The 19,822-nt window shown below is 67.2% G+C and carries 21 protein-coding genes; 8 read left to right on the top strand and 13 right to left on the bottom strand.

The window, feature by feature from the left end; genetic code table 11:
* The first annotated feature begins 63 nt into the window (after positions 1 to 63).
* Positions 64 to 753: a helix-turn-helix domain-containing protein gene (locus HWX69_RS01505; protein WP_178915305.1), complete on the top strand. Its 690-nt coding sequence runs from the start codon at positions 64 to 66 to the stop codon at positions 751 to 753.
* A gap of 84 nt (positions 754 to 837) precedes the next feature.
* Positions 838 to 2,019: a hypothetical protein gene (locus HWX69_RS01500; protein ID WP_178915304.1), complete on the top strand. Its 1,182-nt coding sequence runs from the start codon at positions 838 to 840 to the stop codon at positions 2,017 to 2,019.
* Between the two features lies 1 nt (position 2,020).
* Here HWX69_RS01500 and HWX69_RS01495 read toward each other — a convergent pair whose 3' ends face one another.
* Positions 2,021 to 2,347, bottom strand: coding sequence for a DUF7521 family protein (locus HWX69_RS01495; protein ID WP_178915303.1), 327 nt, complete (start codon positions 2,345 to 2,347; stop codon positions 2,021 to 2,023).
* A 109-nt stretch (positions 2,348 to 2,456) separates the two neighbouring features.
* On the bottom strand, positions 2,457 to 3,683 hold the full coding sequence (locus HWX69_RS01490; protein ID WP_178915302.1) for an acyl-CoA dehydrogenase family protein: 1,227 nt from the start codon (positions 3,681 to 3,683) through the stop codon (positions 2,457 to 2,459).
* Positions 3,684 to 3,791: 108 nt separating this feature from the next.
* Between HWX69_RS01490 and HWX69_RS01485 the strand changes: the two genes are divergently transcribed.
* Positions 3,792 to 4,088: a cupin domain-containing protein gene (locus tag HWX69_RS01485; protein ID WP_178915301.1), complete on the top strand. Its 297-nt coding sequence runs from the start codon at positions 3,792 to 3,794 to the stop codon at positions 4,086 to 4,088.
* 91 nt (positions 4,089 to 4,179) lie between these two features.
* Positions 4,180 to 5,103, top strand: a complete 924-nt coding sequence (locus HWX69_RS01480; RefSeq protein WP_178915300.1) for a hypothetical protein — start codon at positions 4,180 to 4,182, stop codon at positions 5,101 to 5,103.
* A 13-nt stretch (positions 5,104 to 5,116) separates the two neighbouring features.
* Here the strand turns inward: HWX69_RS01480 and HWX69_RS01475 are convergent, their stop codons facing one another.
* From HWX69_RS01475 to HWX69_RS01465, 3 genes are all read right to left on the bottom strand, one after another.
* On the bottom strand, positions 5,117 to 5,767 hold the full coding sequence (locus HWX69_RS01475; protein WP_178915299.1) for an RAD55 family ATPase: 651 nt from the start codon (positions 5,765 to 5,767) through the stop codon (positions 5,117 to 5,119).
* Positions 5,760 to 6,638 (bottom strand): GAF domain-containing protein, encoded by an 879-nt coding sequence (locus HWX69_RS01470; protein ID WP_178915298.1) that lies wholly within the window; start codon positions 6,636 to 6,638, stop codon positions 5,760 to 5,762. Before HWX69_RS01470 ends, HWX69_RS01475 begins: the two co-directional genes overlap by 8 nt.
* Positions 6,639 to 6,731: 93 nt before the next feature.
* Positions 6,732 to 7,982, bottom strand: coding sequence for an outer membrane protein assembly factor BamB family protein (locus tag HWX69_RS01465; RefSeq protein ID WP_178915297.1), 1,251 nt, complete (start codon positions 7,980 to 7,982; stop codon positions 6,732 to 6,734).
* A gap of 106 nt (positions 7,983 to 8,088) precedes the next feature.
* Here HWX69_RS01465 and HWX69_RS01460 point away from each other — a divergent pair, with 106 nt between their 5' ends.
* Complete coding sequence (locus tag HWX69_RS01460; RefSeq protein ID WP_178915296.1) at positions 8,089 to 9,489, top strand: hypothetical protein; 1,401 nt, start codon at positions 8,089 to 8,091, stop codon at positions 9,487 to 9,489.
* 15 nt (positions 9,490 to 9,504) lie between these two features.
* Here HWX69_RS01460 and HWX69_RS01455 read toward each other — a convergent pair whose 3' ends face one another.
* From HWX69_RS01455 to HWX69_RS01440, 4 genes are read right to left on the bottom strand one after another with little or no spacing between them, the layout of a single operon-like run.
* Positions 9,505 to 10,392: a polysaccharide deacetylase family protein gene (locus HWX69_RS01455; protein ID WP_178915295.1), complete on the bottom strand. Its 888-nt coding sequence runs from the start codon at positions 10,390 to 10,392 to the stop codon at positions 9,505 to 9,507.
* Positions 10,385 to 11,419 (bottom strand): DUF354 domain-containing protein, encoded by a 1,035-nt coding sequence (locus tag HWX69_RS01450; RefSeq protein WP_178915294.1) that lies wholly within the window; start codon positions 11,417 to 11,419, stop codon positions 10,385 to 10,387. The genes HWX69_RS01455 and HWX69_RS01450 overlap by 8 nt, the downstream gene beginning before the upstream one ends.
* A gap of 1 nt (position 11,420) precedes the next feature.
* A complete protein-coding gene (locus tag HWX69_RS01445; protein WP_178915293.1) occupies positions 11,421 to 12,779 on the bottom strand; it encodes a nucleotide sugar dehydrogenase in 1,359 nt (452 codons plus the stop codon).
* Positions 12,776 to 13,360, bottom strand: coding sequence for an N-acetyltransferase (locus HWX69_RS01440; RefSeq protein WP_178915292.1), 585 nt, complete (start codon positions 13,358 to 13,360; stop codon positions 12,776 to 12,778). Before HWX69_RS01440 ends, HWX69_RS01445 begins: the two co-directional genes overlap by 4 nt.
* Before the next feature lie 211 nt (positions 13,361 to 13,571).
* Between HWX69_RS01440 and HWX69_RS01435 the strand changes: the two genes are divergently transcribed.
* Positions 13,572 to 14,765, top strand: a complete 1,194-nt coding sequence (locus HWX69_RS01435) for a carboxylate--amine ligase (protein WP_218644648.1) — start codon at positions 13,572 to 13,574, stop codon at positions 14,763 to 14,765.
* A gap of 18 nt (positions 14,766 to 14,783) precedes the next feature.
* Here the strand turns inward: HWX69_RS01435 and HWX69_RS01430 are convergent, their stop codons facing one another.
* The 4 genes from HWX69_RS01430 to HWX69_RS01415 form a co-directional block, all read right to left on the bottom strand.
* Positions 14,784 to 15,761, bottom strand: a complete 978-nt coding sequence (locus HWX69_RS01430; protein WP_178915291.1) for a Gfo/Idh/MocA family protein — start codon at positions 15,759 to 15,761, stop codon at positions 14,784 to 14,786.
* On the bottom strand, positions 15,758 to 16,852 hold the full coding sequence (locus tag HWX69_RS01425) for a DegT/DnrJ/EryC1/StrS family aminotransferase (RefSeq protein WP_348642994.1): 1,095 nt from the start codon (positions 16,850 to 16,852) through the stop codon (positions 15,758 to 15,760). Before HWX69_RS01425 ends, HWX69_RS01430 begins: the two co-directional genes overlap by 4 nt.
* A 169-nt stretch (positions 16,853 to 17,021) precedes the next feature.
* Complete coding sequence (locus HWX69_RS01420; RefSeq protein WP_178915289.1) at positions 17,022 to 17,582, bottom strand: metal-dependent hydrolase; 561 nt, start codon at positions 17,580 to 17,582, stop codon at positions 17,022 to 17,024.
* Between the two features lie 2 nt (positions 17,583 to 17,584).
* Complete coding sequence (locus tag HWX69_RS01415; RefSeq protein ID WP_178915288.1) at positions 17,585 to 18,583, bottom strand: DUF1616 domain-containing protein; 999 nt, start codon at positions 18,581 to 18,583, stop codon at positions 17,585 to 17,587.
* 297 nt (positions 18,584 to 18,880) lie between these two features.
* On the opposite strand from HWX69_RS01415, the gene HWX69_RS01410 reads away from it, so the two are divergent.
* On the top strand, positions 18,881 to 19,411 hold the full coding sequence (locus HWX69_RS01410; protein ID WP_178915287.1) for a DUF7344 domain-containing protein: 531 nt from the start codon (positions 18,881 to 18,883) through the stop codon (positions 19,409 to 19,411).
* A gap of 25 nt (positions 19,412 to 19,436) precedes the next feature.
* The gene (locus tag HWX69_RS01405; RefSeq protein WP_178915286.1) at positions 19,437 to 19,715 is read left to right on the top strand and encodes an ArsR/SmtB family transcription factor; all 279 of its coding nucleotides are present in this window, start codon (positions 19,437 to 19,439) and stop codon (positions 19,713 to 19,715) included.
* Positions 19,716 to 19,822: the final 107 nt, after the last annotated feature.

Raw genomic sequence — 19,822 nt, 5'->3', positions numbered from 1 at the left:
GCCGAATCCCAACATTTGGGAGGCGACGACGGGGCTTTCCCGTCGGGTTCCATACCCTCGGGTATGCCACGGGCCGAACTCACCGTCGACCTTCCGGAGCGAACCTGGATTCACCAGGTGACGACGACACACGCCGACGCGACGTTCCGTGTGCTCGCGACGATGCCCACCGACGACGTGGGATTCGCACTCGTCGAGATTACCGCCCCCGAGCTGGAGCCGGCGATTCGCTCGATGGTCGAAAATCCGCAAATAAACGACATCGAACCGCTCCAGCAGTCCGCGGGCCGCGTCGTCGTCCAAATCGAAACGACTGCACCCCTGTTGTTGCTGTCTGCGCAGGCCTCGGGCATCCCCATCGAACCGCCGGTACTCATCAGGGAGGGCACCGCCGAAATCGAACTCAGAGCCTCCCACGACCGACTCTCGACGCTTGGGGAGGAATTCGACCGGTTCGGCCTCTCCTACACCGTCGAAGCCGTCCACGAGGACACCGAACCCGACCGGCTACTCTCACAGCGGCAGGCCGAACTGCTGTTGACGGCCGTCGAGTGTGGCTACTACGACACACCGCGGGAGTGTTCGCTCACCGAACTCGCCGATGCCGTCGGTCTCGCCAAATCGACGTGCAGCGAGACGCTTCACCGCGCCGAGGGGCGGGTCATCCGCCGGTTCGCCGAACAGCACCTCGTCCCGCGAGGCGACATCGAAGCCCAGACCGACTCGCCGACGATGCTCTCGAACCGAACATAATCGGAACCGACACGGCCTCGGCGTTCTGCCGTTATCTCCGACTCGTCCCCGAGGACTTTCACGCTCGGCCACGAACGGCCGGCGATGAGCGCCTCCTCGGCGACTGCGCGGTGGACGCGGCTATTCGTACTCGCCGGTCTCGGGTGGTTCGTCTGCTGGCAGGCGGCCGTCGTCGCTGGCGTCGGCCGCCCCGCCGTCGTCGTCGGCCTGTACGGCTTCGTCCTGCATACGGTGTTCGGGAAGGCCTACGCGCTCGTCCCCTCCTACTTCGACCGAGCGCTCGCGTTCCCCCGGGCACCGGCGGTCCACTTCCCGCTTGCCGTCGTCGGAACCGCCGCCGTCGCGGCGGAAGCGGCCGGTTTCCTCCCGACCATGTGGGGAACCGTCGGCGCCGCGCTGTGGGCGCTGGGGTGTCTCGTCTTCGTCGGAACGCTCGCCTGGAGCGTCCGCGACAACCTCTCCGGCGGCGAAACCGGGACCAGCGACGCGAAGGCCGACAGACTGCGGGTCGACCGCTTCGCCAACGCCTTCGTCCCGGCCGCGCTCGGCTACCTCCTCGTCGGGTCGGTGCTGTCGCTCGGTATCGGATTCGGACCGCTCCCGACCGGCGGCCCGCCGGTGACTCACCTCTTCGCCGCCGGGACGGCCGCGCTGCTCGTGTTCACGCTCGGCTTTCGATTACTACCGCGATTCCTCGTCGTCACACCGAGATGGCCGCTGGTCGCAGTCGTTCTCCCCGCTGGCGCGGCCGGGCCGCTGCTTCTGGCGACAGCCTTCGGCGGTGGTGGGTGGTTCCACCTCGGTGCCGGCGTTCAGGCGCTCGCGCTCCTCGGCTTCGGCGTCGCCTACGTCGACATGTTCCTCCGGAGCGACCGGCGTCGAATCGGGCTGTACACTGTCGTCCTCGCCGCCGTCGCCGCGGCGGGGGTCGCCCTGCTCGGCGTCCACATGGCGGTCGAGGGAATCAGTTCCGACGTCGCTTCGGCCCACGCTCGACTCGCGTTGCTCGGCTTTCTCGGCCTCGCCGTCGTCGGCGTCGAATACCAGTTCTATCCGCCGACCGTCGCCTCGGCGATGGGGGTCGACGACCGAACTGCGGCGGTCGCCGTCGCCCTGCTCGCCGTCGGCGTCGTCGTGGAGGGTGGTGGACTGCTCGCCGGCGCGGGGGCGGCCGTCGAGGGTGGTCGGTGGTTGGCGCTGGCCGGCGCCGTCGCTCACGCGGTCGTGTTGCTCGCCGTGTTCTGGACGCGTCGAAACCGGCGGTGAGTCACTGTTCGTCTCTCGACGTGGTGAGTTGCGGTTCGAACGCGGCATCGGGGCCGAACAGCGACCACGCCAACAGCAGGAACCCGAGTGCGATGGAGGCGCTGTGGACGGTGACGCCGACGAGCAGCGAGGCGAGTTCCGATTGGTGCAGTAGCCCCCCGAGCAGCGTCCCGCCGGTGATACAGCCGAGGCCGGCCGACAGCGCTCGCAGCGACCGCGAGCCGGTCCGTCGGTACGCCCTCACGGCGAGTAGCGTCACGAAGCCGCCGACGACGAGCGTCACCGTGTTGGCCACGACCACGGCCAACTGGAGTCCGTCGGCGGTCATCGGGTCCGTCCCCTCCGTTTGTGCCGGTGTCCACCCTTCATACCCATGAATACGGTACCCGCGGGTTTCAATCGGTAGTCGGCGTCCCAGTTCCTGAGAGTCGGCACGGTTACTCGACGGTTCGCCCCTCGAACGTCGGGAGCACGTCGAGCTCCTCCGTCGGCGGGTCGGCGAGCAGTTCTCGGGCGACGACGCGCTTGTGGACTTCGTCGGCGCCATCGATGATACGGAAGGCACGAACCGACTCGTAGAAGTCCGACAGCGGGAGGTCCTTGCCGATGCCGCTACCGCCGCAGGCCTGAACGGCGGTGTCGACGGCCTCCTGGACCACTTCGGCGGTGAACGTCTTCGCCATCGCGACCTCGGTGCGTGCCTCCTCGCCCGCTTCGATTCGGTCGGCGGCGTGGCGCACGAGCGTTCGGGCGGCGTGGAGCCGCGTCCCCGAATCGGCGATGGCGAACCGCTGGGCCTGCTTGTCCGAAAGCGGCGTGCCGAAGGCCTCCCGCTCGGAGAGGTACGCCGACGCGATGTCGAGGGCGCGGTCGGCGACGCCGGAGAACCGCAGACAGTGTGTCAGCCGGGCCGGTCCGAGCCGCCGCTGAGCGGCGGCAAAGCCCTCTCCCTCCTCGCCGAGGAGGTGTTCGTTGGGGACGCGAACGTTCTCGAATTTCACCTCGGCGTGGCTCTTCCCGGTCGGTCCGCCGCCCATGTGGGGGATGTTCCGAACCACATCGACGCCCGGCGTCTCGGCGTCGACGAGGAACAGCGAACACCCCTCGTAGGGGTGGACTTCGGGGTCCGTTCGGGCGAGGACGACGAACACGTCGGCTTCGACGCCCTGTGTCGTCCACCACTTGTGGCCGTCGATGACCCACTCGTCCCCATCGCGCTCGGCGCGTGTGCGAATCATCTTCGGGTCCGACCCCGCACCGGGTTGCGGTTCGGTCATCGCAAACGCCGACCGCATCGTCCCGTCGACGAGCGGCTGGAGATACCGCTCCTTCTGGAGGTCGTCGCCGACGAGTTCCAACAGGTGCATGTTCCCCTCGTCGGGGGCGTCGACCCGGAGGGCGAGCGGTCCGAGCAACGAGCGGCCGGCGGCCTCGAAGACGGGCAACGCCTCGCGGAAACTCAAGCCGAGTCCGCCGTACTCGGCGTCGATTTGGGGCGCGTACACCTCGTACTCCCGTGCGGCGTCCCGCAGTTCCTTGACGGTGTGGGCGGACACGTCGCCGCCGCTTGCCAGCGACCGCTCCTTCGGAACAACAACGTCGTCGATGAACTCACGGGTTCGCTCTGCAACGACGCGGCCTGCGTCGGGGTCGTCGTACTTCATACGTACTCCTCGTCACGCCACGTAACAAACGGGTGTGCGGAATCCCAGCGATTGAGACACGAACATGTTCGGCGACGGGCGGAGGTGGTCGGCACCCGAACGTCGAGCGTGCCCACGAAACGCCACCTCTCGGAACTCGACTCGACGCCGCAGGCGAACGTGTTTCCGGGAACCGAACCCAAGACGGTCCGGCTGTCGCTTTCGGCCGGCGAGGAGATACCACCACACCGCCACCCCGACCGACACATCGTTCTGTATCTACTGGAGGGGCGTCTCGACCTCGCGCTCGACGACTCGACGCACGAACTCGATGCCGGCGAGATTGTTCGGTTCGACGGCGACCAGGATATCTCGCCGAAGGCGGTCACCGATGCGACGGCGCTGCTCGTCCTCGCCGCTCAGTGAGCGCTCTTCGGTGCATTGACTCTCCTCTGAACGGGTATGACTCACGCACATCGAAGACGCTTTGATTGCCGAGGCGAACGTAGCACGCCCGATGGAGCGAGCGGACCCCGCCGACCGAATCGACGCGATTCGAACCGCCGAGGACCTCGAGGAGTTGGCCGAGCGTTTCGAGGTGGATTCGGTTCACGAGGCGTACTTCCGGGCGAAGGTGGCGTGGGAGACAGCCATCCGGCAAACACAGGCCCCCGACTCCGACGACGAGGGGCTTCCCGGGACTCGTGTCGTCGTCGACGGCCACGCCTTCCACGTCCACGGCGTCACCCACGCCGGCACCGACGAGGAGCGGGCGTTCCTCCGCGAGCACGTCTCGGCGTTCCAGGACCGCGATGCCGTCGTCTACTGCGAGCAGGGCATCCGGCCGATGTACTTCGAGGACTTCCCTTCGACCTGTGAGATGGACGACTACCGGTGGGCGATGCAGCGGTGTGCGGAACTGGACTTGCCGTCGCATCTGGAGGCGCTTCCGGAGTCCGGCGTCGACGCGCTGTTGGAGAACCTCCCCGCGGTCACGGAGACGTTCCGGAAGGCCACCTTCTCGCTCATCGACTCCGGAACGCCGGTGTACGGCGAGGCCTTCGAGCGCGCCCTCGGCGACGTGGCGGCGGATTTCCTGACCACCCACGCGGACCTCGCGGTCGGCAAGAGCTACGAGGCGTTTGCGCTCAGCAGCGAGGCGAGTCGCAATCCCGAACGCCTCGGCGCCCTCCAGCGATACTACGAGCGCAACTTCCTCCCCCAACCGCTGGAACGCGAGTGGCTCCGAGGACACGACCCGGAGCTGGAAATCGTCACCCACGCGCGCAACGAGCGGATGGCCGACTACGCCGTCTTCCACAACGACGACGCCGAGGAGGTCCACCTCGTCGTCGGCGCGGCACATCAACCCGGCGTCGTCTACTACCTCGAACGCTACCGGGATGGACGGACGGTTCCCGAATCCTTCGAAGTCGTCTGACCCACCGTGATGGTCACGGGAACGCGTCGAACGGCGTCCATTCCCGCGGTTGGTCGGCCAGTCCCCGCGTCCTGAGTTCGGCCCTGCCGTCGCGGTCGCGAACCTCGATGCGGCCCGAACAGAACTGCGCGAGCGTGTTGATGGCCTGTTCGTCGTGTCCGGCGGGGTCGACGACGAACACGCCGAGCCCGTCGACCTTGTCGATACGCCCCACGAGCGTGTGGGTGAATCGAGACACCGTTCGGAGGTCGCCGAAGGACAACAGCGTCGACACCGAACAGAGTCCCGTCCGAACGCGGTCGATGTCCGTGGTTTTGAACTCCCGATACACGTCGGAGAACCGCATCCCGATGCCGGTGAGGTCCGAGGGGCCGGAGACGGGCAACACTCGCGCCGGTACGTCCGGGTCGTCGTCGTCGCCGACGCAGTCGAGAATCGCGGTCCGGTCGTCTCGAACGTCGATACCGAATCGCTGGCAGTCCTCAGCCACCCGAGACGCGCGCTGGTTCGTCGTGACGATGATGGCGCCCTCGTCGTACTCGCCGGCAAGCATCTGCATGCTGAGGCTTCGAGCGCCGTCGTGGGTCGGACCGGAGACGAGCACGCTGGTTCCCGGTCGGATATCAGCCAGCGGCAACTCGGCGAATCGGTACTCATCACGCATCGCGACCACCCCCGCGTTCGCGGAGCTTCAGACGCAACGTCAACTGCTCCATCGCCTCGTCGGCCAAAAGCGAGAGCAGTTCACGCTCGCGTTCGGAGAACGCCCGCGGTTCGTCGTCGTAGACGCAGAACGTCCCGATGGCGTGGCCCTCGGGCGTCGTGACGGGCGCGCTCGCGTAAAACCGGATGTCGGCGGATTGTAGCCCTTCGTTGTCCTCGAACCGTGGGTCCTCGTTGGTGTCCTCGATGACGGTCACCCCCTCGTCGAGCAGTGCGTAGGTACAGACCGTCTCCTCGCGTTCGACTGGGTCGAAGGAGACGCCGAAACAGGAGAGAAACCGCTGTTCGTGGGCGTCGACGAGGCCGACGGCGGCGGCGTCGAGGTCGAACAGTGCCGTGGCGAGTTCGGTCAGTCGGTCGAGGGAGTCCCCGAGCGATTCGGGGTCGGTCGCGTACCGTTCGAGCGCCGCCACTCTCGCGTCCTCGTCGTCCGGAAGCGGATACGCAGTCTGGTTTCGAAACAGCCGCGCGTGTTCGACGAGTTCGGTGAGTTCCTCGTGGGCGTCGGGGTCGTCCTTCGAGAGGTACTCCGCGACCACGTCACCGAAGGCGGCGGTGTCGATGTCGTCCAGCGGCGTGTCGGTAAACAGGATACACGCGGCGTCCGGGGCGTCGTTTCGCGCTGCTCGAATCAGTTCTAACCCGGTGCCGTCCGGGAGGTCGTACTCCGTGACCAGACACTCGACGGTCCGCTCTGTGAGTACGCTCCGAGCATCGGACAGCGACGCGGTCGTCTCGACCTCGTAGATAGGATCGAGAGCCGCCCGCGTCGCCTCGCGGTCGGCCTCGCTTTGGTCGACACAGAGAATCATACCGTCCTGTCAGATGGACGGATAGTAAATGATGTGGAATTTGTTGCCGGTTTTGGCGGTGAAGAAACCGCGTTTCAGCGGTCAAAGCGGCGACTAAGACACGTATTCGAGGGCGACGACGCGGCCGTCGCCGTAGCGGACCAACACCTCGTCGCGGTCGTCGCCGTCGATGTCGGCCGGGGTGACGAACGTCCAGACCGGAACCGAGCGCTCGTAGACGGCCACCTCCCCGCCGGAGTCGGCGTCGAGGGCGGTGACGGTCCCGGTCCGTGCCGCCGCGAGGACTTCGGGACTGCCGTCGCCGGTCACGTCGCCGAGTCGGGGCGCCGCGACGATGGTGTCCTCGCTCGACACCGTCGTGGACCACTCGGTGTCACCCGACTCGGCGTCCAAAACGACGACCTCGCTTTCGATTCGCCCGAGGTACACTTCGGGGGTGTCGTCGCCGTCGCCGTCCGCGACGGTGTGGAGACGGCCGTTCGAAATCGACCGGTTCCACGTCTCGGCACCAGAGGCGCCGTCGTAAGAGCGGACGGCCGCGGTTCCGGCGACGACTATCTCGACGCCGTCGTCGGTCCGTGCGCTGGCGACGTACCGCGCGCCGTCGTCTCGCTGCCACTCGACGGTTCCGTCCGCCGAGAGCAACACCAACGACTCCGTGGTGCCGACGAGGATTTCGGGTCGGCCGTCGCCGTCGAAGTCCTCCACGAGCGGCGCCCCGTACACCGACACCCGCTCGCCGACGGTCTCGTTCAGGGCGACCCGCCACGCGACGGTTCCGTTGCTGTGGGCGAGGACGACGCCGCCGTCGATGTCGCTGGCGACGATTTCTCGGCCGTCAGCGGCTGTGACGTTCGCTATCGTCGGCCGCGCGTAACCGTACGTCGACAGCGGGACGCGCCACTGCTCGGTTCCGTCCGTTCCGTCGTAGACGACGAGGGCATCCTCGGTCGTCGCGACGGCGACCTCCCGTTCCCCGTCGCCGTCGATGTCGTCGATGGCCGGTTCGGTGAGCGCGTGGGTGAAACACGCCTCCGGCGGCATTCCGTCCTGCCACAGCGCCTCGCCGTCGTCGTCGGCGAGTCGGACGAGCGAACAGGAGGTGTTCGTCAGTTCGGCGTCGTCACCGGGTTGTTCGGTGACCGGCGCGACGAGTACGTCTCCGTCGCTCCCGGCACCGATGGCGTGGTGGTTGAACTCGTTGTCCCGCGGGGTGTCGCTCACCCACGACTCCTCGAAGGTGCCACCGAACGGCGAGGCGCCGATGCCGCCCAATCCCACGACGAGTCCGGCGCCTAAGACGGCGAGCAACCCACCGAGAACGACCGCAGTGCGGACGCGCATCTGTCTCCTCTCGGGAATCGCCGCGCAAAAGCGTACCCATCGGAAGCGGCCGTTCGAGACACGAACCAGAGCGGCTTTTCACTCGTCGGTGATTACCGTCGGGGGAATGGCTCACCGCCGGTCCGTACCGTCGCTTTCGGTCGGCCTCGTCGTCACGATTGTGCTCGCTGTCGGTCCCGGCCTCGCGGCCGCACACGACGTGACCGGCTCTCGCTTCGACGCGCCGATTCCGCTGTGGCTGCTTCTGGTCGGCGCCGGCGTCACCGTCGCGGTGACGGCGCTGTGGCTGGCTCGCTCCCCGGAACCGTCCGAATCCCCTCGTCGTCGACACCTGCTGACGGTTCCGCCGTCGCTCGTCGGACCCCTTCGAGGCGTGGCCCGCGGGCTCTTCTTTCTCGCCGTTATCGCGGCGCTGGTGGTCGGCGTCGTCGGGCGACAGGTCCCGGCCGAGAACGCCGCGACAGTGTTCGTCTGGCCGGTGTGGTTCCGAGGGGTCGCCCTCCTTGCCATCCTGTTCGGAAGCCCGTGGCCGACGCTGTCGCCGTGGGAGGCGGTTTACGACGGCCTCGTTCGACTCGAAGGCGGGGCCGTCGCCCTGCTCGGGTCCTATCCGACGGCGTTCGGGACGTGGCCGGCGCTCGTCGGCTTTCTCGCCCTCGTCGGTATCACCGAGACGCTGACGGTCGTCCCGCGGTCGCCGCGGTTGACGACCGCCGTCGTCGCGGCCTACGGCCTCACGATGGTCGTCGGCGCGGGCTGTTTCGGGCGGTCGTGGCTCCGGCGAGCGGACCCGCTCGCGGTGTTCTATCGACTGTTCGGACGCGTCGCGCCGCTTGAGTGGTCTCGCACCGACGACGGCGGGTACGCCGTCGCGGCCCGTCCGCCGTGGCTGGGGTGTCGCGCCCCCGTCGACGGCGTCGCGAGCGTCGTCTTCGTCGTCGCGATGGTGTACACGGTCAGTTTCGACGGCTTCACGAACCTCAGGGCGTTCCAGACGGTCCTGTTCGCGACCCGAGACGCGCTCGGCACCGGTCCCGAAACGGCAATTTTCCTGTACGCCATCGGCCTCGTCGGTTTCGTCGCGACGTTCGCCCTCACCGTGTGGGCGGTCGAGCGCCTCGGGCGGCCCGCCGAGGACGCCGTCGTCGACGCGCTGTACGGCTTCGCCCCGACCGTCCTCCCGATTGCGGCCGCCTACGAAATCGCCCACAACTACCCCTACGTCCTTCGGAGCCTCGCTACGCTACTCGAAATCGCCGCCAGTCCCCTCGTGCCGGCCGTCGGCTCCCTCGACCCCCTCGGCTGGCTCTCGATGCCGGTTTTCTGGGGATCTCAAGTCGCGCTCGTCGTGTTCGGCCACGTCGTCGCCGTCGTCGCCGCTCACCGCGTCGCGGTCGAGCGATACGGCGACTCGGCCGGCCGCGGTCACCTCCCACTGGTCGTCCTGATGGTCGGATACACGGTGCTGTCGCTGTGGATTATTTCACGACCGGTCGTGTTCGTGTAGGGGTGTCGGCGGCCGCTATCGGTTCGGCTCCATCTCCATCCCTACCGTGTGGTCGAGCTGTTCGTACAGCTCTCCGGGTGGCCCCACCCACGCCCCGAGTTCGAGTGCGCGCTCGATGAGCCGACGGTACAGCGCCCCGTAGTTCGGGAAGTCGTTTTCGTAAAAGAACCGCGGGTGCCACAGCACGGTCATGACGGCGCCGTTCTCGCGGGCTTCTTCCAGCAGTCGCTCACAGACCCGCCACGCCCGGTTCGGCCTGCACTCGACGTTCGGCAGCGACAGCTCCATCACCGTCAACGGGAACACGACGAACTCGTCGTCGAACGGTCGGAGCGGTGTGTAGCCGTGGTCGAAGCCGTACGTCTCCGAGGAGCCGAGGCTGGCGTCGTACCGGAGTCCGACGTCGGCCTGCATCTCCCACGTCTCGGGTACGTCGAGGTTCAGGTAGTGCTGGCGGCCGCCGACCACCTTGCTTCCGAGAATCGCTTCGAGTTCGCCCTTCTCGGCCCGGAGGCGCTGTGGCTCCCGGTAGGATTCGTAGGACCCGTGCAGTCCCACCTCCCAGCCGCCCGAATCGAGCCGGTGGATGACGTCGACGATGTCGGGGTCGCTGACGGAGTAGCGGTCGCCGTACAACTGCCAGCTCTGCGCCGAGAGCCACTCCCGAACCGGCCGGTCGCGGAGGCGCTGTTCGTTCAGGAAGTAAAACGCCGAGCGGACACCGAGGTCGTCTTCGATAGCCATCACGTCCTCGAAGCGCCAGTACGGCTCGGTTCCCGGGAGCAACGCCTTCAGGTGCCGTGGGTTCCGGTCGCGCAACGTACCGTAGATGGCGCCGAACCGCTTGTAGACGCGGTCGACGTCGTGTGTGAGACAGAGATGGAACGTGGCGTCCTCAGGCATCGGCGACCTCTCGAATGACCGATAGTTCGTAGGCGGTCACGTCGACGGTGTCGTCGAGCAGTTCCTGCCGTCGCTCGGCCCACCGCGCGGCGGCGTCTGGGTCGTTCGCCAATCGGCGTGCGGCCGCGACGACGTCCGTCGCCGGTACCTGCTCGATGAGGTCGTAACTGGCGACCGCAGAGAGCGTGCCGAACTCGCCGCCGGCATCGATGGAGTTCGACCGGACGGTCGGCGTTCCCAACACCGCCGCCTCCATCGCCATCGTCGCCGAGTCGGTCACGCAGAGCGACGCCTCCGCGAGCAGGTCGTGCATCGACTCCGGTGGAACCGGAAGCCGATTGGCCGACAGCGACTCGGGCAGCGGCGCCTCCGTCGAGACGTACACCTCGCCGAACGCCGACAGCGTCTCGACGAGTTCGGCCTGTGTTTTCGGGGAAATCCCCCGTTCGCCGACGTCGTGGTGGGCGCCCATCGAGACGAACCGGAGGAGTGCGTACGGCTCCTCGGGGTCGACGCCGTGTTCCCGGAGCATCGAGCGGTCCGAGGTGAAGCGGTTCGGGTGGAGATACGCCAACTCGTGGAAGCCGTCGTAGCGGCGGTGGACCGCGCCGCGGTCGGCGCCGTAACTCCGCGGCGTACAGTACGCCGTCGTCAGCGGGGCGGTGAGTCGCGGGACGGTGTTGGGATGCTCTTGGTCGTTGAAGACGACGCTCTCGGCGCCCACGAGTCGGGCGGCGTGGACCGCCGACGGACTCAGGTGGCTGACGACCACGTCGGGATCGAACGACCGCGCGACCTGGAAGGTCCGCACCTCCCGACGTGCCCACTCGGCGGCGAGACTCGCCTTCCGGTCGCCCTTCGACGACAGCGGCGTGTGCTCGATGCCGTAGGCGTCCAGCAGGTCGGTCGTGACTTCCTTCTCCCGGGAGACGACGCGAACCGCGGCCCCGTCGGCCGACAGTTCCGCGATGGCGTTTTTGAACAGGTGGACGTGTGCCGGATGCGTGATGTCGAACAGCACGCGCATCTCACTCCTCCATGGCACGGCCGATTGTGACGACGCGGCTCTCTATGGTTGCGGGGTCGAGGACGCCACGTGTGTCGACGACGACCAGGTCGTCGTGGTCGTTCCACGGGAAGGTCTCGAAGGCCTCGTGAGGGGTCACGAGGACGACCGCATCGAGGTCGGCGGCGGCGGCCGCCTCCTGTGACAGCAACTCGGCGTCCCCGTCGATGTCGTCGAGCAGCGGGTCGACCGCGAGCGTCTCGGCGCCAAAATCCGACAGCAACTCCAGTATGGTAAGCGCCGGGCTGAAGCGTGTTTCCTCGACGCCGGCCCTGTAGGTGACGCCCAACACGAGGACGGTCGAATCCTGCAGGTCGGTGCCCGCCTCCGAGAGCGCCCGCTGGAGTTGTTTGACGACGAACGTCGGCATGCTGTCGTTGACCGCCCGCGACATCCGGATAATCGGGCTGTACACGTCGAATTCGTTGAGCAGGAAGTACGGGTACACCGGAATGCAGTGGCCGCCGACGCCGGGACCGGGTTCGAGGATGTGACTGTGTGGCTGGCTGTTGGAGGCGGCGATGGCCTCCCGAACGTCGATGCCGAGGTCGTCGGCGTACGTCGCCAGTTCGTTGGCGAAGGCGATGTTGACGTCGCGGTAGACGCCGCCGAACACCTTGGTCGCCTCGGCGGTCGTCGAATCGCTCACCGGAACCACCTCGTTCGTCGTCACCTCGTCGTAGATTTCGGCCGCGAGGCGCGTGCTCTCGTCGTCGACGCCGCCGACGATTTTCGGGTACGACTCCCGGATGTCGACGAGCGCCCGCCCGCTGGAGGTTCGCTCGGGGCAGAACGCCACGCCGAACTCGTCGGGGTCGACGCCGCTCTGTTCGGCCAACTGCGGCACGACGGCGTCGGAACACGTCCGCGGCGGGACGGTCGATTCGATGACGACGAAATCGCCGGGTTCCAGCCCCGTCGCGACGTCGTCGAGGACGGACTCGACGGCAGCGAGGTCCGGGTGGTTGTTGTCGGTCAACAGCGTCGGGACGACGACGACGTGCATCGATGCCTCGCTGGCCGCGGTTTTCCCGTCCGCGACCGCCCGCAGCGCGCCCGACTCGACGGTTTCGGCGACCAGCTCTTCGAGTCCCGGTTCGCCGACGACGTGGCACGCCCCCTCGTTGACGGACTCGACGACAGAGGAATCGATGTCCGCGCCGACGACGTTGCCCGACACGTCCGCGAGGACGGCCGCCAACGGCAGACCCATCTTCCCGAGTCCGTACACTGCGACGGGGAACGCACCGTTGCGGAAGCGCTCGCCGACGTCGGCGGCGTCGGTGCCGTACACCCGTCGTGAGTCGACTGTTTCGCTCATCGAATCACGTTCCCTCGGTCGAGATGCTCCGGAAGCGGTCGGTGCTCCGCGGGCACGCCGACGGCGAGCGTTCCGGACGGCACGTCGTCGATGACGACCGATCCGGCGGCGACGAACGACCGCTCGCCCACCGTCACGCCCGGCAGTATCGTCGCGTTCGCTCCCACGGAGGCGTGTCGTTCTAGCGTCGGCCCCTCGAGCTCGTTCTCGCCGCGTATCGGATAGGGGTCGTTCGTCAACACGGCGTTCGGCCCGAGGAACACGTCGTCCGCGATGTCGGTGTGGGTCGGGACGTACACGCCGGTCTGCATGCTGACCCGGTCGCCGACGACGGTGTGGCCGTCGATGACGGTGTTCGTCCCGACGGTGCAGTCGTCGCCGATGTCGGTGTGTTCACGCACGAGGACGCCGTGGCCGGTCGCCAGCCCGTCGCCGACGGTCACGTCCGCGTAGATGACCGTCCCGGAACGGACGGTGCAGTCGTCACCGAGAACTGGCGGCTCGCCGGATTGGCCTTCGGGGCCGACGGTGGCGCCGGGTCGAATGTCGCAGTTCACTCCGACGGTCGCGTGTTCAGACATCGGTTCCCCCCATGTTCGGTTCCCGCAATCGGTTCCGCCGAGCGTCGGTGTCGGTTTCGTTCACGCCGACACATCGCCGACTGAACGGCTTTGTTATGGTGCCACTACCGCACGCTGCGGGGCTCTCGTCGGCGGGTTCGGCTCAGCCGTCCGCCCGCCGGGTTCCGGTAGTTCCTCTATAGCAATGGGCCCGGACTCCCCTCGCTCCGGTATGCACGACGTGACTACCGACGGGGGATCGATGCTGATTCCGACCGGATTCGACGCGGGGAGTTACACCAGTGTTCGGTCACTCGCCCGACTGGATGTCGGGACGATAATCGGCTCGGAGCACGACGACGTTCCCGCGGCCGCCTCGCGGTTCTGTGACGAATTCGTCCGGCTGCCCTCGCCCACCGAGGACCTCCTCGCCTACCGGGACGCCCTGGTCGGCGTCGCCGCCCGCCCCGAGGTTCGGACCATCGCCCCGCTTCGACCGCAGGACCCCTACGTCTTCGCGAAGTACGCCGACCGCTTCGAGCCGTACGTCTCGCTTGTCACGCCGCCGATGGAGACGCTTCGAACCGTCCACGACCGGGTTCGGCTCATCGAAGCCGCCGGGGAGGCCGGCGTTCCCGCCCCCGAGACGCAACTGCTCTCCGACGTCGACACTTGGGACGAAGAGCGCATCATCAAATCCCGATACAACCTCCTCGTCGACGAGTACCTCCCCGAGTGGTCCCCGCGGGACGTCGGGGTCGTGAAGACGGTGACGCACGTCCGCCCCGGGGAAACGCCGGACGTCGACGAAATCGAAGCCGAGATGAAACACGAACCCATCGTCCAGGAGTACGTCCGGTCCTCTGGGGAGTACGTCTTCGGCGCGCTGTACGACCACGGGGAGGCGGTGTCGACGTTCCAGCACCGACAGATTCGCGGCGATTCCTACACCGGCGGCGGCGGCGTCTACCGGGAGTCGATAGCCGATCCCGAACTCGAAGCCGTCGGGACGCAACTGTTGGACCACCTCGACTATCACGGCCTCGCCTGCATCGAGTACATGCGCGACGCCGACACCGGCGAGTACGTGCTGACCGAAATCAACCCCCGGATGTGGCAGTCGCTGCCCTGTGCCGTCGTGGCGGGTGCGGACTTTCCGGCACACTACTGGCTGTTGGCGACCGGGCGCGGCGAGGAAATCGAACCGGGCTACGAGGTCGGCGTCGGCAGCCACCTGTTGTACGGCGAACTCGGCCACCTGTTGAGCATCATCACCGACGACTCCCCGTTCGTCGAGGCGCCGTCTCTCGTCGGTACGGCGGCAGAAATCGCGATGTCCTGTTACCGGATGCCGAACTTCGACGTACTCAAATTCGACGACCCGCGGCCGTTCCTCCGCGGGGTTCGACACGCCATCCAGCGGTAAGCACCGCGACTGAGTCGTTCAGGAGTGGGTCCGCTGGTCGGCCCACTCGACGCTGCCGTCGTGTGTGAGCGTCTCGAGGACGCGCCCCGCGACTTCGAGCGCTCGAAGCCCGTCTTCGCCGGTCACCTCCGGTGGCGTTCCCGTTCTGACGCAGTCGACGAACGACGCGAGTTCCGCCTTCAACGGCTCGCCGTTTTTGACCGTCGGGCGCTCGACGACCGTCTCGCTGCGGAACCGCAGTCCGCCGTTGGCCTCGATGTACTCCGGGGTGGTCTGCCGAGTTATCGTCACGTCCTGTGAGGTGTAGTCGACGTCGACGCGACAGTCCGCGGCGGTCAACGCCAGCGTCCGCACCTTCTTTTGTGTAATTCGACTCGCGGTGAGCGTCGCGACGCTGCCCCCCTCGAACGTCAGCATCGACGTGACGTGTTCGCCGTCGGCGGTTCCGGTCGTCCGCACGTCCACGACCGACTCCCCGAGCAGCGACAGCGCGATGTCGATGTCGTGAATCATCAGGTCCATTACGGCGCCGTCGTCGCCAGCGCGGTCGACCGGCGGCCCGAGTCGCTGGGCCTCCAGCGCCACGATGTCGAGTTCGTCGGCGAACTCCGAGACCGCCTGAACGGCGGGGTTGAACCGCTCGACGTGGCCGACCTGCAGCGTGACGCCGGCCTCCTCGGCCGCATCGACGATTGCGCGTGCGTCCCGTGGCGTCCCCGCGAGCGGTTTCTCGACGAGCAGGCTCGTGCCGGCGTCGGTCGCCGCCTCCGCCACCTCGCGGTGATAGGGCGTCGGCACGACGACCGACACCGCCTCGACGGCGTCGAGCAACGCCGGCAACTCCATGGATTGGGTCCCCTGTTCGGCGGCGACGCCGGCGGCTCGTTTTTCGTCGGCGTCGTGGATCCCGACGAGTTCCGCCCCCGGGAGTTCCCGGTACACCCGCGCGTGGTGGCGCCCCATGCTCCCGACGCCGACGACGCCGACGGGAATCATCGGTCGAACCTCGCGAGTCGGTCGGCGACGCGCTCGACTTCCGCCTCGTCGAGGCCGGGATGTACCGGCACGGAGAGGACGGTCTCGGTGGCTCGTTCGGCCTCCGGATAGCTCCCGCCGATGTCGACGTACGGCGGCTGTTCGTGGACGCCTCGCGGGTAGTACACGCCTGACGAGATGTTCCCATCGTCGAGCCACTCCGCGAGGCCCTCGCGGTCCGAACAGCGAACGGTGTACTGGTGATAGCTGTGCCGGTAGCCGTCTGGTTCGACCGGCGGGCGAATCGACGGCGCCTCCGTCAGCGCCTCGGTGTATCGCTCGGCGTTTCGCCGCCGCGATTCGACGTACGACGGGAGCTTCTCGAGTTGCTCCCGGCCGATGGCCGCACACAGACTCGTCATCCGGAAGTTGTGTCCGACGCGATGGTGCTCGTAGCTGCTGTCGGCGTCCGTCCGTCCGTGGTTGATGAACGACCGGGCGTGGGCCGCAATCGAACTGCTGTCGGTCGTAATCATCCCGCCTTCCCCGGTCGTCATGTTCTTCGTCGGGTAAAACGAGAACGTCGCCGCGTCGCTGAGCGAGCCGACGCGGCGGCCGTCGATTGCCGCGCCGTGGGCCTGAGCGGCGTCCTCGATGAGTGTGAGGTGGTACTCGTCTGCTAACCGCCGCAACGCTCCCATCGGGGCGGGCAGCCCGTAGAGGTGGACGGCGAGAATCGCATCGACTGATTCCGCCTCGAGTTGGCGCTCGACGGCCACGGGGTCGAGGTTGTAGGTGACGGGGTCGATGTCGGCGAAGACGGGGGTGGCTCCGCAGAGCCGAATCGCGTTCGCCGTCGCGATGAACGTAAACGGCGTCGTCAGAACGCGGTCGCCGGGTTCGATGCCCGCGGCGACGAGCGCCGCGTGTAACGCCGTCGTCCCGTTGGAGGTCGCGACGGCGTGGTCGGTGCCGCAGTAGTCGGCGAATTCCGACTCGAAGGCCCTGACTTCCGGGCCATCGGCCAGCCGGCCGCTGTCGATGACGGCCGACACCCGCTCGGCTTCGGCGGCGCCGACGTCCGGGTCGGCTATCGGTATCGAACGCAGCAGCGTTCGTCGGGTATCGGCCGACTCGTTACTCGCGGTCTTCGAGGGCGTCGTATCCTGTGTCATAGTGTCGCGGGCCGTGCTGACGGCTTGTCAGGTGGTCGCCGCAATCGGGTTTTGTTATGATGCGCTTTCGGCGAGTAGACCGTTACTTCTCGATTCGAGCGCCGCTTTACCGTCCGATTCGGGGCGACCTCGACCGGCGCGGCACGCCGGGGTGGCCGTCGTAGCGCCACAGCGCGAACACCGCGAGCAGCAACGCGAGTTCCGCGGCCAGGTAGATGGTTCCCTCGGGGCTCAACATGAACTGCCTCGCGTCACCGAGAATCGCCCACGTTTCGGCGAGAAACCCCGGCGATTCGCTGGGCACCGCTTCGACGAACGGCCAGAGGAGAAACGACACGCGCGGGCCTCCACCGAGAACCATCGGGTACACCACGTCGCCCGCGAGGTGTGTCAGATAGCCGATGGCGAAGGCGACCCCGATTCGGCTGCCGAAGGCGCCGAGGACGAACGCCACTGCAGGCAGTGCGAACACGAGGGAGTGAGCGAGCGTCTGCCCGCCGGGGAGAAGGCCGAACTCCCACGCCAGCGGCTTGTCGATGAGGTCGGGCAACTGGGTGGCGATCGCGACGACGACGACGGGGCGGCCCGAGGGCCGTCGGCCGTCTCGGAGGTGGCTCCACGCCGAATACCCGAGGTAGCCGACCGCGAGGTGTTCCCACGGGAGCATGGTCAGGCGTCGGCGGGGGCGACGTCGACCCAGATGTGGACGGTGCGGTAGGCGCTGTCCCTGTCGGCGGTTTCGGGAGCGGTGTCGACGTACAGGTGGTAGGTCAGCCGGAGTTCCTCACCGGTCATCTCCGGTGTGAGGGTGTGGCTTCGAGTCCAGCGGTCGCCGGCGGCGACCGTCGCGTCGAACCGCGCGAGTTCGTTCGACTCGACGGTCCGCTGTGCTCCCTCTATCTCGGTGACCCGGTCGAGAGTCACCACCACCACGTAGTCGGTGGCGATGCCCTCGTGGTTCTCGATGCCAGCGGTGTAGGTCGCTGGCTGGCCTTCGGTCAGGTTCGTCGGATAGCCATCGGCGACGAGATCGCCGTCGTCGGTCTCGGTGACGAGATGGAGGTCGGTGAAGGACTCGCCGTCGGCCGGCACGGCGAGGACGAAGCCGGCGGCGGCGACCGTCGAGACGATGCTCAGACACAACACGAGTGTGACGGCCCGCTCGCCGAGGGAGCCGTGACGGAGCGAGCCGACGAGTCGGCCGACCCAGTGTCCGACCGGAACCCGAAAGCGGTGCTCCGCTGGGACGTGAAACCGCCGGACGCTGGCGACGACGCCCCCGCCGACGATGTACGCCCCGAGCAGGCCGGCTACGACCGGCTCGGTGATTCCGCCCGGGAACAGCGCGACGAGCAGACCCAGGAGCGGAACGATGACGAGACTCAATCCGACCGAGAGCGCGAACCGTTCCCCGACGGAGATTCGAGTCGGATACCGGAGTTCCGGCGCGGTCGCCCGCTGTGGGAATGCCGCCGAGACGGTGACGTATCCGGGGAGGAAGAACACCACCGGTGCGGCGAGAATCAACCGAACCGGAGTGCCCAAAGACAGGAACCCGGCGATGTGGGCGCCGGCGAGTACTCCCCACCCGGCGACGATGTCGAGCGGGACGCTTCCGACAGTGCCGTCTTTCACGTGTAGTGACTGCATTCGGCTTTCGTCACTCATCGGTCCCTCCGGTTCTCGACGCTTCGAGAGTCCGTCGTGGTGTCCCCCGAGAGTTCGGTTCGCTCATCTTACCTGTGGGCGGCGGCCGTCGGCCTTTGTTATCCCCACCATACCGCCGTCGGGTGAGAAACGACTCCATGCGATGGCCGAAAGGGGCCGTATCCGTCGAAAACGGGCTGTTAGAGGTCGGTCGCCCCACCGGGCCGAGCGATAACCGCTGTGTAACAAAGTGCCGTGGGGCGGTTGGTGGCGGTAGAGCCGATCACGGGATCCGAAACGAGACTACCGAGACTGGTAATGTCGAACGATTCAAGCACACTGTCACAAGACGCTGCATTCGATTTGCTGAGTAACGCACGGCGACGACTCGCGCTGAAATACCTGCTCGAACAGGACACACCGGTCGGCATCGACGAGCTCGCGGCCCACGTCGCGGCCGTCGAAAACGACACCGAGGCCGAACAGCTCGACGAGAAGCAGCGCAAACGGACGTACGTCTCGCTGTATCAGACGCACATCCCGAAGCTCGCAAAGGCGGGCGTCGTCGAGTACGACCCCGACGAGCGGACCGTCGAACTGAACGGGAACCTGCGGACGATAACGTCGTATCTCTCATCGGAGGAACCGAGCGACGAGTGGCCGCGGTACTTTCTGGGGGTATCCATCGGTGGACTGGTCGTTCACGTCCTCTCGGTGCTTCTCGCCCCCCAGTTCAGTGCGGCGGTCGGCACGGTCATCATACTCCTGTTTACCGTGCTGAGCCTCGTCTACTACCGGTCGTCGAGACGACAACTCCGGCCTGTGGTGTCACGGGGGGCCGAACAATGAGCGCGAGCCCCTGGGGTGTGATTCGATGACCGACGACTGGGACGAAATCGGGTTCATCATCAGCTCGAAGTACCGAATCAGTGTCCTCAACCGCCTCGTGGAGGGGCCGGCGACGCCGTCGAAGATCTCCGAGGACGAGGACATCTCCATCGCCTCGGTGTCGCACGCGCTCAAACAGCTCCGGGAGCGGGACCTCGTCGAACTGCTCGTCGACGAGGACCGACGGAAGGGCCGCGTCTACGGGATCACCGAGCGGGGCGAGCGGCTCTGGACGGAGATTCAGAACCGAGAACTGGTGGATTGAGACTGTCCGCCGTACCTGTGGGACAGTACTGTCCGGACTACGGTCTGCCGGGCGCTCTCCGGGCGCAACTTCCGAAAGAATCGTCACGGAGCAGGCCGTAAGCGGCT

It is taken from the genome of Natronomonas gomsonensis (assembly GCF_013391635.1).
Taxonomy (GTDB): domain Archaea; phylum Halobacteriota; class Halobacteria; order Halobacteriales; family Haloarculaceae; genus Natronomonas; species Natronomonas gomsonensis_A.
This window is presented reverse-complemented; position numbering and strand designations above follow the sequence as displayed.